This window comes from Undibacterium sp. Rencai35W, assembly GCF_049340185.1.
GTDB lineage: Bacteria > Pseudomonadota > Gammaproteobacteria > Burkholderiales > Burkholderiaceae_D > Undibacterium.
Window position 1 is genome coordinate 514,048 of sequence record NZ_JBMPPC010000003.1, and the last position, 16,723, is coordinate 530,770.

Here is a 16,723-nt window from a genome sequence, read left to right on the forward strand (position 1 = left end):
ATACCTAGAAACTTTTTTACTTGGTATTCGATCCTGTTAATGCTGACAATTGTTGAGTTAAAAACGTACTCGTATTATTTAAACTACTGATGGTGGAATCTAGTGCTGTAAATTGAGCCCGGTATCTTGCCTCGGTGTCTGCAAGTCGGCTATTTAGCGCAATACGTTGTTTGCCGATGTCGGTAATACTTTTCGTGACGCCTGATGAACTGCTCGCAATGGTGCCATTACTGCCAAGAAAACCATTTAATAAATTATTTAATTTGTACGCATAACCGATCGAGAAGTTGACGGTACCACGGGTACCGACGGCACCTCCAGATACCAAAACTTTTAGGCCTTCTGCATCGGAACCTGCACTTCCGGTGAGTGTTTGACCGGATCCTGTTGCAGCTACACCATTTAATGTACCAGCTACATCGTTGCCCGCAGTTCCGCCCAAGATACTTCCGGTTAATAGGGCGGCCGAGGATCCTGTGTTTGACGCAAGACTAACATTTGACGTCGCTCCGAATTTTGCAGATTGCAGTATGAGGTTACCCGTACCTCCGATAGAGGCAGTAACAGTTGATCCATTTGCAGAGAAAGCAGAAGTTCCATTAATCGACGACTGAACCAGAGCGGCTAACTGGCTGGGTGTGTAAGTGCCTTGTGCCAAGCCTACAGAGGCTGTTACACCATCTAAGGTTACATTGATCGCGGTACTCGCTGCGATCGTTGTTGTCGCCGGCAAAGACAGGTCTCCACTTAAGCTACCTTGCGTAGCAATTTTAGTGATGTTTAAATTGTAGCTGCCTGCTTTTGTGGCAGAACTGGAAGAGGCCACACTGACTAAACTATCACTGGCTTTACCGATAGAAGCAAACAGACCACCAATATCACTTAACTTTGTTGTCAGGGCTGTTGTAAGCTTGCTTGAGTCTAGTGCTAAAGAGCCGTCCTTTTGAAACGTGACACCAATTTGAGATAAGGTAGTCAGCCCACCACCAAGACCATTTACCGCAGTGGATAATGAGTTGCGGATCTGATTTTGTACACTTTGAGTAGTCGAGTCGCCAAGTAATAATCCGCCCTTTTTTGTACTTGGATCATAGGCTGTTAGCGTCTTAATTGTTGAGTTCAGGTCATTGTATGCTTTGACTAAACTATTAATGCCGGCTTGTATCCCTGTCGTATTGGCGGAAACAGCGATAGAGGTGCTTCCAATTTTAGTCAGATTGAGGCTAACACCTTGAATGGCTCCGCTTACAGTATTCGATGCGCTGGTAATGTCGATCCCATTAACTTTCAATGCTGCACTTTGTGCCGTATTTATTTCAGTAAAATTTTGGGTTCCCGCGGGATCATAATTTAATAAACCCTGAACGGCTGTATCACCGGACGCGCTAATTTTTAAGCTTGATGCAGCGCCAGTCTTACTTGAGTTTAATACCAGATGGTATGGCGTCGCACTTCCATCGCCAACGATGGTTGCGCTTACGCCGATGTTTGCAGCGTTGATGGCATCACGAATACCCTGAAGCGAGTTGTTGCTACTGTCAATAGTGATTGATCCAGTTGCTTGAGCGGCATCTTGGGTAAATGTTGTGCCTGTTCCATACACGCCATTCGTCGCAGTGCCGGTAATCGTACCGAACTGAAAAGAAATTGTCGTTGTAGCGTTTATGTCACCGATAGCGTTTGTTGTGCTGACTTGTCCCGCACTTGAGATGGATTGAGCTTGGGCTAACTTGGTAATGTTGACGCTGTAATTACCTGGAGCAGCACCGCTAGTTGCTGATCCGGAGACGATCGTAGAGTCTCCGGAAGAGGCATTGAGAGATTGAAACGTGGAGGGATTGTTGAGACTCGATAGGGAACTTTGAAATGCGCTAAGGGCACTGTTCAATGATCCATATGCAGACAGCTTCGCTTGATAGCTCGCTTCTTTGGTAGCGAGAGCCGTTAAGGGCTGGCTTTCTACCTGCATTAATTTGGTAACCAGTGTATTGACGTCCAGTCCTGAACCAATACCTGTTGATTGAATAGTCACTATATTCCCCTTCGTATGCTTGCACTATACCTAGTTATCGGCTCAGGCAAACCAGACTTTAGAGGGGGATTTACCTATCAGTTTTAAAGTAGCATTTTCTTACAATAAATTTTTGAAGTTACCTATGCTTGTTGCTTAATTAACAGGCCTTGCAACTTATCCAGTGATTTTGAAATTTCAATCGCTTCTTCAGTCGGAATTTGACGCAGTACCTGTTTGGTTTGCTGGTCGACCACTTTGACGACAACACGCTTGTCATCATTGTCGACTGTAAACTCAACACCTTGTGAACTAGATTGAATAGATTTATTAATGTCTTGAACAGCTTTAGTCACATCGGCAAGACTAGGGCTTTTGTTCGGCTGGCTTACAGCCGTTTCAGTAATGGTTGGTGTGGCTGCTTGTGCTGTAGAAATTGACGCATCTGAGCTGGCTTGTCGGTTAAGTACGACTGCCACATTTGCATTGGAATTACCAATTGACGAGATGTCCATGATCATTTCCTCTAAGTAAAAATTCCCCTGATCAAAAAATGACCAGGGGATTAGTTCTTGCTAATGAAAATTCAGCGAATAATCATTAGTAATTAACGAAGCAGAGCTAATACACCCTGTGGCAACGCATTTGCTTGCGCCAAGATTGCAGTACCTGCTTGTTGCAACACCTGACCACGAGTCAAGCTTGCTGTTTCTTGTGCGAAATCAGCATCTTGAATACGGCTACGTGACGCAGTGAAGTTTTCTGCACTTGTTTGCAAGCTAGTTACTGCTGATGACAGACGGTTTTGATACGCACCCAGTGAAGCACGTGAGCTATTGACTGAAGCGAGAGCTGCATCAATTGTTGTCAATGCTGATGTAGCACCAGAAGCTGTCGACAAGTCGAGTGACGACAGGCCTGCGCCCGCAGTAACCGTTGCGGCTTTAGTGCCGGCTGTCAAACCTGCAGCAGTAGTACCTGCACCGGCAGCGGCAGAAATGGTCGTTGTACCAGTTGTGTAACCAAACGCAGTATTCGCAGCTGCAGTTGCAGTAATGTCAAAATTTGCGCCATTAACCGAAGTTAATGTTACGGCACCAGCTGTTGTTGTGCTTGCAGCAACGCCAGTTTTGCTCGTCACCTTGTTAATTGCATCGACCAGATTTTGACCAGTGACACTTGCAGCAGTGCTTGCGGTAACTGCACCGATATCAACACCATTGATTTTCAAATCACCGGCAGAAATACCTGTGGTTGCCGCTGCACCCGTTGTATCTCTGATGTCAGAGCCAGTTGATACGGTAATACCTTTATCACTGCTTGATGAAAGATTAACTTGAGCCGATGTAGTAACAGAGTAAGCCACACCAGCACCACCGCCTGTTGTAAGGCCGGTCACGTTGTCATCGGATCCACCTGTTGCTGCTTTTTCAATCGTGATATTGCGACCATCAGTAGCTGTTAAAGAAACGGCACCTGTCGTGGTGTCATAGCTTGCTGTTACGCCAGTTTGTGACGATTTTGCGTTGACCGCAGCAGTAACTTGAGCACCACGTTCTGCCGCAGAACCAGCTGCACCCAAAGGACCAAGATCAACACCGTTGATTTTGATGTCGCCTGTTGCTACCGCTGTTGCAAAACCAGTTGCTCCAGTACCTGTGACTGTATTAGCACTGACAGTCGCTGTTACACCGGTATTGCCGGATGCTGCGTTGATTGCAGCCGCTTTAGCAATCGCGCTACCGTTGGAATCCTTGTATGACACACCGTCAGAGCTTGATGAGCCAACGTTAAAACCATTAACGACTAAGCCACCAGCGCCCAAAGCATCAGTTGTCGCAGCGGAACCGGACAAGTTTGTTGCGTAGCTTGATCCAGAACCAACACCTAATGAAGTTGATTTTGCACTGGCAATTGAACCAATAGTGATCTGGTCGTTGCTAGTACCGTTAGCGCCGACTTGGAATGTTTGATTGGTAAAGCTACCGTCGAGCAAGTTCACGCCGTTGAAGTTAGAGTTGCTTGCAACACGGTTGATCTCAGATACCAACTGGCTAGCTTCGTTGTTCAGAGCAGCGCGGTCACTTGCACTATTAGAGCCGTTGGCTGCCTGAACAGCCAGATCACGAATACGTTGTAAGTTATTACCGATTTGAGTTAAATCGCCCTCAGCGGTTTGCGCTAAAGAGATACCATCGTTCGCATTACGTGCTGCCTGATTCAAGCCGCCGATTTGTGAAGTCAAACGCTGAGAAATCGCCAAACCTGCGGCGTCGTCTTTTGCGCTGTTAATACGTAAACCGGAGGAAAGACGTTGTAAAGATGTGTTTAACGATGCTTGTGAAGTCGTCAAATTGCGTTGCGCATTCAGCGATGCAATATTGGTATTGATAAATGAAGCCATTTTAATTCTCCTTACCTAAGTTAAAAATCGGCACTAGCCTTAAACTTTGGTCTGTTTCTGTGACTACAGCACCGCCGTTGTTTCAGGTAACGGACAGGTATCCAAAATATTTAATTTGTTACTGCAAATAAATATTTTTTTTTGAACTAAAGTTTTTACCCTTACTCCGCTGAACGACGAATTTTGAAAATACTTTAGGGTTAAATTAAATTTATTTGACATTGCTAAAAGATAAATTTTCATCAAAATTCTAATTTAATTAATGTCAAATATGCAATTAAACTACTTCCTGGCGATGCAGTTAATAAAAAATAGGTACGCATGACAATATCTTGAATGATGAGACACATTTTTTATGCGGCCACGCCATTACCGCTTTAAAGCGGATTAGCAAGTTGCCACTTATTGTTTATGTGAGTTAAATGTGGATATTTCTGTCTCTAATCAACGAATGCTTGGCGGCTAAGTTTGTTATTGTTTAGGAGCCTCTGCGTAATTCTGTTGATTAGTTTGTTTTACACCCAATCCATTGCGGATTTGTCCAATTTGAGTGAATAAATAATGATCGAAAATAAGCCTGCTCTGGAAGTAAGTGACAGTGAGATAGATTTGTCAGCGATGGATATCGTGTTAACCGAAATCATGCAATCTGCAGATACTCTTTGGCGTAACGGGGAATCGGCTCAGGCAATCGATACATATAAGGCGCTTCTTGCTGAAATGCCGAGTTATTCTGATGCGAGTTATAAATTGGCTTGTATTTATCTGGATGCGCAAGATTTAGTAAACGCAGCATCTTTTTTTGAGCAGGCGATCCAATCGAAGCCGACGGCGGCAATGTATTGGGATCAGTATTTGCATGTTCTTCGTCTGTCGGGTGACGAACAAGTTTTGCAAGAGGCGGCGTTTTTACGAGATCAATTTTTGAATTCTCAGGGGTCTCCTGTTGAACCGGAGGTATCACATGAACATGTGGATCTCACAATTAGCACCGAAAAAAATGATTCCACACAAAAAGAAATAATGTCACCGCAAGTCGCTGTATCTAAAACTGTTTCATCATCAGAAAAGTACTTGAGCGACTTGTATCACAAAGGTAAGTTCGTAGAGATCCTTAAATATACCGAAAAAGCGACTAAAAAAAATTCAGGTGATTCTTTGGCATGGCGTTATAGCGGATTAGCATTTATCGGGTTGCAAAAACTGGATGACGCAGAAATACATATGTTAAAGGCTGTTGAGTTAGCGCCGTCAGACGCAATCGCACAATTTAATCTGGCGCTCATTTTTGTCGCGAAAAAGAAATACCCTGCAGCCGAACTATCATATAAATCTGCGCTTGCAACGAACCCGGAGATGCTTGAGGCTTGCAATAATTTAGGTAATCTTTTGCGGGCTCTGAAAAAATTGGACGAGGCAGAGTTCTATTTTCGAAAGGCAATTGAGATTGACAGGAATTTTGCTGTCGGTTACCTCAATCTTGCTGCATTACTAAGAGAAAAGAGACGATTGAGTGAGGCTAAATATTTCGCTGAGGAGGCGGTCAGGTTAGCGCCGAATCTTGCAGATTCACATAACGCACTCGGTGCAATATTGCAGCTTTTAGGTGATTCAAAGTCCAGTTTAATTCATTTAGAGCGCGCTATCGCATTGCGTCCTGATTATGTAGAGGCTTTATTTAATATTGGGAACATATTTTTTGATCAAAATGAAATTTTGCTTGCTCAGAAATATTATGAGCGTTGCATAAAAATTGACCCGTCGCTTGCATCTGCTTATCGTAGTTTGGGTAACATACTTCATACGCTCGGCGGTCGCCAGGATCAAGTCGAATCGCTTTACCGTAAAGCATTAAGTTTAGATCCAAGCGATTCTACGGCGTTTTCTTCCTTATTATTTTTTTTGGTGGAGTCTTTTAAGGCCAGCCCAGCATTGGTATTCGAAGAGCATAAAAACTTTAGCGTTCGCTACGAAATGCCGTTTATTCCGTTCTGGCCGAAACATACAAATAACAAAAACCATGATCGACCATTACGAGTGGGATTTGTTTCCGGAGACTTTTTTAATCACGCAGTTTCTTCCTATATTGGATCGATTTTAAAAGAACTCTCCACAAAGACACAACTCAATCTGTTCGCGTATTACAACCGTGATCTGGAAGATGAGGTAACTCATCAATTAAAGTCAAATTTTGTCAGCTGGAAAAGTGTTCACAATTATTCAGATCTTGAGCTTGCACAAGTAATCGAAACCGATCAAATCGATATTTTGTGTGATTTGTCTGGGCATACAACCAATAACAGACTACTGACCTTTGCACGTAAGCCGGCACCCGTTCAGTTTAGCTGGATAGGTTATCCGGGGACCACCGGCTTACGAGCGATGGATTATTACGTGACTGATCGTTATTTGGTTCCCGCGGGTGATGCTGAAAAGCAGTTTTCCGAAAAAATTGTCAGACTGCCTGTTTGTACACCTTTTGAACCTTATAAAAATTCTCCGGAAATATCACCACTACCAGCCTTAAAAAATAAGAGTCTTCAATTTGGTAGCTTTAATCGCATCAGTAAAATAAGTGATTCAGTTATATATATCTGGTCGGAAATATTGAACGCGCTTCCAGATAGCCATATGACTATTGGGGGACTTCCGAAAAACCATCATCCTGAGGAGATGATCGCTAAATTTGCAGCAAAAGGTGTTGTGAAAGAGCGACTGACTTTTCTTCATAGGAGCAATATGGAGGGGTTTTTAAAACAGCTTCAAACAGTCGATCTTTGTTTGGACACCTTCCCTTACACAGGCGCGACAACATCTATGCATGGCCTATGGATGGGAGTACCAACCTTGACGCTCGCTGGTAACAGCTCTTTTAGCAGGGAAGGGCAGGCTATTTTGCAACATCTTCAATTAGAACAATTTGTGGCTATAGATAACGACGATCTAGTACACAAAGCAGTATTCTGGTCCAGCAACAGAAATGATCTGGCAAGTATTCGCTCTGGATTGAGACAGCGGGTACTGCAATCGGATTACCTGAATCCAAACAAAATCGCTGTCGCTTTCGAAAAAGCGTTGCGTGTTATGTGGTATCAGTGGTGTGATGGACAACCAATCACTTCCTTTAACGTCGACGATTAGGTTGTTGTGATGTGGTTCGAATAAATACGTGTCTGTGTTAAAGGAAGAGATCCCATTTTTTCGTAAATCAATTTGTACCCATGCTTGACAATAATTTCACCATGGACAGGATAGTTGTAAATGATGATGGATTTTGACGACGATAGATTAGCAATTACCTTTTCTAAAATAAATTCATCAAATGGGTTCGCCAAGTAAATAATGAGTTTATCGCCATAGGCCTGAAAGCGGGTTTTCGTCGCATCTTCGTAGGAATAATTGCCATCATCATGAAACACTCGCTGATTATTATTTCTGGCGATATCTAAAAATGGTTCATAGTAATCAATACCAAATATTGCTTGTGATTTTCTAGCCTGTACGCAGGCTTTACGCCATGTCAAAACGACTTTACCTTTGCCGCAACCTATGTCGATGAAACTGTATTCTGAGAATTCATCTCCAAGCAATTTATCAATTACATGAAATGAGTTTTGTATTTCCGATGTCCATGAGGACATATAAAAAGTACCATGTTCAAAATTTTCCGGGATAGTCTCATGCTGACTTTTGGGTAGCCATGTATGAGTATCCGTATGGTTGAGTAAGTCAAACAGATGTGTTTCTACGAAATATTTAAATGGCAATTGGATCCCTCTTGCTTGGTACATTCTCCAATAATCCCAGATGCCAAATTGCGGGTGTTTGATATTATTTTTAAGCATTAGTCATTATTGTAGAAAGGCAGAAACGGCATCTCAAAGATTAGATAAAATCGTAGTTTCAGCATTAGGGTGAGACCCCTTATGTTCGTAGAGGATTTTATATCCCGAGTCGATAACGACCTGAGCATGTACAGGGTTGTTATAAATAATAATGGACGGATGATCGCGTAAGCGCTCCATCACCTGTTTCAATATGATTTCGTCAAACGGATTGTAGAGATAAACGATGACTTTTTTCCCAAATTCATTGAATTCAGTTTGCGTCGCGTCTCTCAATAAAAATATACCTTCTTCGTTAAACACTTTGCTATAATTTTTTTTTGCGATCGCAATTAGTGGTTGATAAAAATCAATTCCATATACAGCTTGCTGATTTTCTTCTCGCAAGCATTCCTGCTTCCAAACGATCACCACCTTTCCTTTGCCGCAGCCAATATCAACAAACGAGTAGTCATCGAAATCGGTTGCTAACAAGGATTTGACGATCTTGAAAGAATTTTGGATTTCGTTGGTCCAAGAACACATATACATAAATCCGTGTTCAAAATTGTCTGGTTTTTCCTCCCAATTGTCTTTGGGAAGCCAGGTATGTGTATTCGTCTTGTAACGCAAATCAAACAGATGTGCGTGCCGGAAGTAATTGACTGGCAACCATATGCCGCGAGCCTTGAACATTCTCCAATAGTCAATCAGACTAAACTTGAGTTCACTGAATTGATGAATGTTGTTTGGCATAGTAGTCGGGGTTGTGTGAAGCTGACAATTAGGGTTATAGGGTTCGGTTTGCTTACTAAATCTAATCAAATCAGGTGATAATTTTTGATAAGTTTTGATATTTGTGACGGTGTATTGAACATCAGCACGTCGATGATCGATAGGTTGGGAACAAAATCTGTAAACTGCGTATAAGTAACTGGTTCAGACTGGATAAATGAAAGTTCAATCCCTCTTTTTTCAAAACTCGCGTAGTCATATAACTCTTTACCGCCAATCGCATTGATATAGTGGGTCGCTCCCATTTCCTCGCAGATAGCGATAACTTTTTCCTGCCCATGCAGTGTGTTGTCCTTATTGATTGATGACGAAATCCGCCAATCAATCTTGATACCTAGGTAATCAATCACTTCCTTTAACTGATGAGTTAAAAATTGTGCGAGATTATTTTCGCTGTGCATCAATATGCGCTGAATCAAAGGAAACGCTTCATGAAAACACGGCGCTTTTGCGTAGCTGTGACGAATTGTTTCCAGTAGCTTATTTGAATGGTCTTTAATACTGATCTGGTTAATGAGTTTATTTGGACTAGGCTCATCGAGCGGCAAGGTTATTCTTAGATTTTTAGACTGATTCAAAATGAAATTTCTATTGATCCAGCCACTCTTAATATAATTTACATCGTCATAGATCACGAAAATATCGACAGCATCGATTAGCTGAAAATACCCTATATATGGGAATAGATAGGGTTGCATGATGGCTATTTTCATCGACGGATAATTACTTGGATGATGCGATCAGTTCGCAATAAGTTCGGAAATATATGTTACTTCTTCGATTTCTAGTGCGGGATAAATAGGAAGACAGAGTACCTTAAGCGACGCCTCGGTTGCGACGGGGAGATTGTCATGATGCGCAGAGACTAAACCCCTGTACATAGGGAAATTCGAAATCAGTGGGTAAAAGTAGCGACGGCCAAAAATATTTTTATCCTTTAGCTTTTGATATAAGGCGTCTCTGCTCAACGGATATACTGGTTCAACCAGAATAGGAAAATACGCAAAATTGGATAACACATCGGTGCTTTCAGGAAGCAAAGTAATTCCCTTCACGTCTGCAAGTAGCTCACGGTATCTATCCGATATTTGGCGACGCTTATCTAATGCTTTATCGATATGTTGTAGCTGAAGTAAGCCAAATGCGGCGTTGACCTCGCTCATTTTGCCGTTGACACCGTAGGCAACAACGGTTGTTTCGTCTACAAAGCCAAAATTTTTCAAATGATCGATATGCTGTTTTGTTTTAGCGTCCGGGCAAATAATGCAGCCTCCCTCAAACGTGTTGAAAACCTTCGTCGCATGAAAACTTAATACCGATAAATCGCCGCAGCTCAGAATACTTTCGCCCTTACGTTTTACGCCAAAAGCATGTGCCGCATCGTAGATTACTTTGAGATTATAGTTATCAGCAATTCGTTGAATTGCATCAACGTCACAAGGTCGTCCGTAACAATGAACGGGCATGATTGCGGTCGTGTTGGGGGTAATCGCAGCTTCTATTTTTGTCGGGTCTAAATTCAGTGAAATAGGATCAATGTCTGCGAAAACAGGCTTGATGCCGTTCCATAATAAAGAGTGTGCTGTCGCAACGAAAGAATAGGGCGTTGTAATGACCTCACCAGCAATCCTCAAGGCTTGCAGCGCAGTAACAAGTGCAATAGTCCCGTTGGTAAATAAGGAAAGATGCTTTACGCCTAAATAATCACACAGTTTTTCTTCCAGTTCGTGATGAAATGGACCGCCATTCGTCAATATTTTTGAGTCCCAGATTTTTTCTAAATAGGGGATGAATTCTTCTAATGGTGGAAGAGAGGGTTGTGTGACATAAATTGGATTAGTCTTCTCCATACCCGGTCTCTCTACAAAATAGTGAAGGTGACTACGATTAACTTCTTGCGTAGGTTGTTATTGTAGGCGGAGATCAGGTCGGGCGTAAGCTTGATCTAGTCGGGTTTTACTCGTTAATTTGACTGATTGACTAATTTGCCTTCACTACGCGATTTTTACCAGTCTTCTTGGCTTCATACATCGCTTTGTCTGCACGCTTTACAACGGCTTCTTGAGCCTCGTTCGGGCCTCTTAGCGCCACGCCCGCGCTAAATGTGATGAACAGGCGTTGCTCATTGGCAGTGAAAAAATGAGTCGTCAATTCACGTTGCACCCTGGTCATGGCAGAGGCGGCTTCGTCCAGATTTGTTTCTGGCATGACGATCAAAAACTCTTCACCACCATAACGCGCTATCACATCAATGGAGCGGAGTGTTTTTTTGACGATGCGAACCAGATGCACCAGGGCTTCATCACCTGCGGCGTGCCCATGTGTGTCGTTGAGTTTTTTAAAGTTGTCCAGATCCAGCATGGCCGCACAGAGAGGGGTACCGCGACGGTCGGCTCGATCTGCCTCACGCTCAAACACGTCATCGAGTCCGCGTCGGTTAAGGCTGCCAGTTAATTGGTCTTCACGCACTAATTCGCTCATGTGGGCAAGTTTGTCTTCGAGTTCTTTAATTCGAACTTCCGCTTCTTTTACTTCTTTTTGTGCGACGATCATCATCTCATGTGATCGCATTGTTTCCGTTTGTACGGTGCGGGTTTCATCCAATATAGACGCAATGAGTTGATCGACTTCGATCACATCTTTACTTTGACGGATCTGATCTGCATAGCCGCCCATTTTGCTGTGGTAGGTTTCTGTACTGACCGTCATGACACTGAGGCGATCAATAAAGGTCGCCATCATGTTTTTAACGGAAGTTTTCGATTCATCGATGCTGTGTTTGAGCGCACCTTGCTTATAAATGACGTCTTTGAGGCTTCTGGTGGCTTCTTGTAAAGCACGATGATCTATCGGCCCAGAAATCAGGCTTTGTACAACTTCGATCTGGCCGCGTAGCCAATTATCTTCGTCGAGTAATTCGTGGACATTATCTAAGAGTAAGCCAAATAATCTCAACAACAACTCTTGCTGTTCAGCGGTATCGCCGCTGCTCAATTCAATTTGAAAACACAGCTGCTTGAGTCGTGACGCGACTTGATTCAGCGCTGTTTCGCTTTCTGCATCCCTGACGGCGATTCCCAGTGCTTCTGATTCTGTGGCAAGTGAGGGGTTCGGCTTGAGCACGGAAGCGAGAGCCAAAGTCAAAGTGCGGTACAGCAAATCTTTTAAAATTTTCGGACGGCTGTCCTCGACAGGAATGTCGTCAACCAGAGAAATAGAGTTGCTCGCTGTGCTCGCAACTGGTACGGGAATCGGATCTACCAGGCTGATGGAGTTACTTGGTTTGACCAGTGTTTTTTCTGCTAATTGTGTAAGACCTTTGCTGTAATCGTCCCAGTTACCTGATTTGATTGCGCGACTGAACCGATGACCAAAGTTACCCAGATCCCCTGGTGATTGCTTCAGACTCTCTGCGAAACCGAGTAGCAATTGTTCAGCGGCAGACGGTTCTATACCTTCAGTCGATTGAGGTGACGCCGCCGGAGTGTCTGGTTTTGTTTCGGATATTTCATCAATGACACCGGATATTTCCTGATACAGCTTGCGATAAGCCTCGGGAGTTGGCGCAATTCTTTGAATTGCCAGTCGCCGGAAAGTTTCTCTGGCGATGTCAGTCGGTGTTTTGAACTGTGAATTATTAGGATTGTTTGACATGGTGCTTCCGCGCTTGAACTATCGAGTATCAGGAGGAGCTACTGGTAATGGTAATACTGGATTTTAGTGTTTTTTTATGCCTTTGCGGACTTATTCAACAAGTTGATTTTTGATCGCGTAATGCGTCAGTTCTGCGTTGTGGCGTAATTTCATTTTTAATAATAAGCGTGCCCGGTATTCGCTGATAGTTTTGACCGACAGAGACAATTCTTTGGCAATGTCACTGACGGTTTTGCCGGAGGCAATCATCGTCAATGTCTGGTACTCGCGATCAGACAGTGTTTTGTGCAGTTCGCCTTCATGCTCTTGATTGAGGTTGTTCGCAAGTTCCTGGGCGAGTTCGGGGCTAATGTATTTCAATCCTGATGCAATTTGACGTATGGCTTGCAAAATTTCAGTTGCGCTGGCTTGCTTATTCAAATAGCCAGATGCACCGGATTTATGCGCCCGTATCGCATATTGGTCTTCTCTGTGTATCGAAAACATGAGGACGGACACCTGAGGCGATTCTTTTTTAATTTGCTTAAGAATTTCGATGCCATTTTTATCTGGCAGTGAAATATCCAGCATCATGATCTGATAATCGAGTTGCCGTGAGAGCCTGATTGCATCTAGCCCATTTTCGGCTTCTCCCACAATGCATATATCTTCTGTGCTGCCGATGATTTGTTTTAAACCCTCACGTACGACGGCATGATCGTCGACGATAATAAGTTTGATGGCTGCGCTCACTGTCATGCATATACCTTGATCGAAAATAATTCTGTTGCGGATAGAGTCTGACGGCAACGACTATTGCCGCATTTACTGGTGTCTATTCTATAAGGCTTGCTGGTGTCGTGGTAGGCATCAGCGTATATTTTTATGCATCTCCGCTACAATGCCGGAATGAGTAAAGCATTTGTCAAAGAAACCGAGCAGGATGATGATCTGGAATTTGGTATTCCTGAGATTCCTGCTGGTGTTAAAAATTATATGACGCCACAAGGTCATCAAAGAATGAAGGAGGAGTTCTTGCATCTGATGGATGTCGAGCGCCCTGAGATCGTCAATATCGTTCACTGGGCGGCATCGAATGGTGATCGTTCTGAAAATGGGGATTACATCTACGGTAAGCGCCGCTTGCGTGAAATAGACCGGCGTATTCGGTTTTTAACCAAGCGACTTGATATCGCAGAGGTTGTCGATCCGCGTGTTCATCATGGAAACGATCAGGTATTTTTTGGCGCAACGGTAACTTATGAAAACCAACAGGGTGACGAGGTCACGATTACCATCGTCGGTGTTGATGAGTTTGATCCGCTGGCGGGCAAAATCAGCTGGGTGTCGCCAGTGGCGCGCGCGTTGACCAAAGCCAGGGAGGGCGATACCGTCGTATTAAAGACGCCGGCAGGTATTGATGAATTGACGATTATTGAGGTGAAATATCCTGAGTAAGACGTTCAAGAACGAACGTGAGGCATTAACTCAACCGTGTTCGCGCCAGATCTTGGCGACGCCATTGAGGTGCTTCACATTGCGCATCAGTCTGGCGAGGTGAGTACGATCTTCAATCTGGATGGTGAAATGGATATTGGTCATATCGTTGGCCTGACCATCCTCCATACTGACATGGCTAATGTTGGCGTCTGACTCGCCAATCTCTGCGGCAATCCGTGCCAGCGCACCTCGCTCGTTATTGACCATCACGACGACGCGACTATCAAAGCGACGGTTCAAGTCTTCACCCCAACTCACGTCAATCCAGCGATCAGGTTCTTTCACCTGCATGCGTTTGGCGTTGTCGCAGTCATCGGTGTGTACCACTAATCCCTGATCACGCTTGAGCTGGCCGACAATCCCGTCACCGGGAATTGGCAAGCAACACGGCGCCAACTGGACTGAAACGCCTTCACTGCCATAAATAATGACAGGATCTCGTTTGGCATTAAGTTTGTCGCCAGCAAATTGCTGGAATGGAATCGACGGAGAATCGTCTTCCACCAAATCCAGAATATGCCTGGCGACCAGTGCTGCCATGCGCTTGCCAATGCCGATATCGGTATGAATTTCTTCCAGTGATTTGGCGGTTGACTCGTTGAGTAATTTGTCGACCAGGCTCTCCGGTAATTCCGGATTTAAATGTACTGCGACCAGCGCCTGTGCCAGCAATTGACGGCCGAGTTCTGTCGATTCGTTCAGATTGATGGTGCGCAGATAATGGCGGATCGCCGAGCGTGCCTTACCTGTGCGCACGTAGGTCAGCCAGTTTGGTGTAGGACGAGAGTTTGGTGAGGTAATGATTTCAACGATGTCTCCATTTTTTAATTCGGAGCGCAACGGAACCGGCTCGTGATTAATTCGTGTCGCAATCGCCTGATCGCCGATATCAGTATGAATGTTGTATGCGAAATCAAGTGCCGTCGCACCGCGTGGCAGGGCGATAATTTTCGATTTTGGTGTGAATACATAGACCGAATCAGGAAACAGATCGACTTTAACATGCTCTAAAAATTCAGCAGAATCCCCTGTCTGCTTTTGAATATCCAGTAAGGATTGCAGCCAGGCATGCGTACGCTGCTGAAGATCTGTCAGGTTGCCGTCTTCATTTTTGTAAAGCCAATGCGCGGCGACGCCAGATTCGGCGACCTGATTCATTTCTTGCGTGCGGATCTGAAACTCAACCGGTGTGCCGTAAGGGCCGATCAGCGTGGTGTGCAGAGATTGGTAGCCATTCGTTTTGGGAATGGCGATGTAATCTTTAAATTTACCCGGCATCGGCTTATACAGGGCATGCAAGGTACCAAGGGCGAAGTAGCTATTTGGAAAATTATCGACAACGATACGGAAACCGTAGACGTCCAGCACTTGTGAAAAGCTCAGGTGTTTATCGTGCATTTTGCGATAAATACCATACAGAGTTTTTTCACGACCAAAAACCTGGGCGGCAAGTCCAGCTTCTTTTAGCGCAGTTTTCACTGCTTCCATGATCTTATTGACGACCTCGCGACGGTTGCCACGCGCCGCTTTGACGGCTTTGGCGAGTGTGCGATAACGCATGGGGTATAGATGCGCAAAAGCCAGATCTTGTAACTCGCGATAAATATTATTCAGGCCGAGCCGGTGTGCGATCGGCACATAGACTTCCATCGTTTCTCGAGAGATGCGACGCTGTTTTTCCGGTTTCATCGCACCCAGGGTGCGCATATTGTGTAGCCGGTCAGCCAGCTTGACCAGAATGACGCGCACGTCGCGCGCCATGGCTAGCAGCATTTTGCGGAAATTTTCAGCTTGCGCTTCGATCTGGCTTTGGAATTCGATTTTTTCCAGCTTTGACAAGCCGTCAACCAGCGCCGCAACTGGCGCGCCGAAGCGTTCAATCAGTTCTTCTTTTTTGACATCCTGATCTTCCATCACATCATGGAGTAGTGCCGCCATGATTGCCTGAACATCGAGTTTCCACTCCGCACAGATCTCAGCTACCGCAATAGGATGCGAGATATAGGGCTCACCTGAGCGCCTGACTTGTCCCAAGTGCATTTCGTCAGAGAAGCGATAAGCTTCCTTGACTAGCTTTAAGTCAGCAGGCGAGAGGTATTCAGCTAAGCGGGTGGTCAGTGCGGTGATGGAGGCAACGCCGGTCGCTGGTGCGCGTGGAACAGGATTTTCTGGCAAGGAGGGCGATACAGAAGAAGGCGATGAAGTCGATGGGTTCGATTTGGAGGATGATCGTCGTGAAGCTGCCTTCTCAGGAGAGACCGCGGCTGGAACAGAAGAATTGCTGTCTATAAGATTCATTCCGTTTAGTTCCCAGCCGTTTCACGGTAGTAGCGCTAAAGAATTAAAGAGGTACTTTTTTCAACATTTCAATGCCAATTTTACCTTCCGCGATTTCGCGCAGAGCAACGACGGTTGGTTTGTCTTTTGAGTCCACTTTTGGTGTGTGACCTTGCAATAATTGACGCGCGCGATAAGTGGCGCACAGGGTCAGTTGAAAACGATTAGGGATGTTTTTCAGTGAATCTTCAATAGTAATACGTGCCATTTTCTTTCTTT

13 protein-coding genes are annotated in these 16,723 nt (G+C 44.5%); 2 read left to right on the forward strand and 11 right to left on the reverse strand.

Features of this window, described 5'->3' with window-relative positions; translation table 11 throughout:
• Nucleotides 1-16: 16 nt before the first annotated feature.
• From fliD to ACO0K3_RS09400, 3 genes are all read right to left on the reverse strand, one after another.
• Nucleotides 17-2,032 carry a flagellar filament capping protein FliD gene (gene fliD, locus ACO0K3_RS09390; RefSeq protein ID WP_422983933.1) on the reverse strand — a complete coding sequence of 672 codons (2,016 nt, stop codon included), beginning with the start codon at nt 2,030-2,032 and terminating at the stop codon, nt 17-19.
• Between the two features lie 122 nt (nt 2,033-2,154).
• Nucleotides 2,155-2,526: a flagellar protein FlaG gene (locus ACO0K3_RS09395; RefSeq protein ID WP_422983935.1), complete on the reverse strand. Its 372-nt coding sequence runs from the start codon at nt 2,524-2,526 to the stop codon at nt 2,155-2,157.
• 92 nt (nt 2,527-2,618) lie between these two features.
• Entirely contained in the window at nt 2,619-4,415 is a 1,797-nt protein-coding gene (locus ACO0K3_RS09400) for a flagellin (protein WP_422983937.1), read from the reverse strand.
• A 561-nt stretch (nt 4,416-4,976) separates the two neighbouring features.
• Here ACO0K3_RS09400 and ACO0K3_RS09405 point away from each other — a divergent pair.
• Nucleotides 4,977-7,556: a tetratricopeptide repeat protein gene (locus ACO0K3_RS09405; RefSeq protein ID WP_422983939.1), complete on the forward strand. Its 2,580-nt coding sequence runs from the start codon at nt 4,977-4,979 to the stop codon at nt 7,554-7,556.
• Here ACO0K3_RS09405 and ACO0K3_RS09410 read toward each other — a convergent pair.
• The 6 genes from ACO0K3_RS09410 to ACO0K3_RS09435 form a co-directional block, all read right to left on the reverse strand.
• The gene (locus ACO0K3_RS09410; RefSeq protein ID WP_422983941.1) at nt 7,553-8,260 is read right to left on the reverse strand and encodes a methyltransferase domain-containing protein; all 708 of its coding nucleotides are present in this window, start codon (nt 8,258-8,260) and stop codon (nt 7,553-7,555) included. The two genes, ACO0K3_RS09405 and ACO0K3_RS09410, sit on opposite strands and share 4 nt — an antisense overlap.
• 33 nt (nt 8,261-8,293) lie before the next feature.
• A complete protein-coding gene (locus ACO0K3_RS09415; protein WP_422983943.1) occupies nt 8,294-8,995 on the reverse strand; it encodes a methyltransferase domain-containing protein in 702 nt (233 codons plus the stop codon).
• 65 nt (nt 8,996-9,060) lie between these two features.
• Nucleotides 9,061-9,747 carry a WbqC family protein gene (locus ACO0K3_RS09420; RefSeq protein ID WP_422983945.1) on the reverse strand — a complete coding sequence of 229 codons (687 nt, stop codon included), beginning with the start codon at nt 9,745-9,747 and terminating at the stop codon, nt 9,061-9,063.
• 27 nt (nt 9,748-9,774) lie between these two features.
• On the reverse strand, nt 9,775-10,884 hold the full coding sequence (locus tag ACO0K3_RS09425; RefSeq protein ID WP_422983947.1) for a DegT/DnrJ/EryC1/StrS family aminotransferase: 1,110 nt from the start codon (nt 10,882-10,884) through the stop codon (nt 9,775-9,777).
• 130 nt (nt 10,885-11,014) lie between these two features.
• Entirely contained in the window at nt 11,015-12,688 is a 1,674-nt protein-coding gene (locus tag ACO0K3_RS09430; RefSeq protein WP_422983949.1) for a GGDEF domain-containing protein, read from the reverse strand.
• A gap of 90 nt (nt 12,689-12,778) precedes the next feature.
• The gene (locus ACO0K3_RS09435) at nt 12,779-13,426 is read right to left on the reverse strand and encodes a response regulator (protein WP_422983951.1); all 648 of its coding nucleotides are present in this window, start codon (nt 13,424-13,426) and stop codon (nt 12,779-12,781) included.
• A gap of 150 nt (nt 13,427-13,576) precedes the next feature.
• Between ACO0K3_RS09435 and greB the strand changes: the two genes are divergently transcribed.
• Entirely contained in the window at nt 13,577-14,125 is a 549-nt protein-coding gene (greB, locus tag ACO0K3_RS09440) for a transcription elongation factor GreB (protein ID WP_422983953.1), read from the forward strand.
• 30 nt (nt 14,126-14,155) lie between these two features.
• Here the strand turns inward: greB and ACO0K3_RS09445 are convergent, their stop codons facing one another.
• On the reverse strand, nt 14,156-16,465 hold the full coding sequence (locus ACO0K3_RS09445) for a RelA/SpoT family protein (protein ID WP_422983956.1): 2,310 nt from the start codon (nt 16,463-16,465) through the stop codon (nt 14,156-14,158).
• 43 nt (nt 16,466-16,508) lie between these two features.
• A complete protein-coding gene (gene rpoZ / locus ACO0K3_RS09450; RefSeq protein ID WP_262838389.1) occupies nt 16,509-16,712 on the reverse strand; it encodes a DNA-directed RNA polymerase subunit omega in 204 nt (67 codons plus the stop codon).
• Nucleotides 16,713-16,723: the final 11 nt, after the last annotated feature.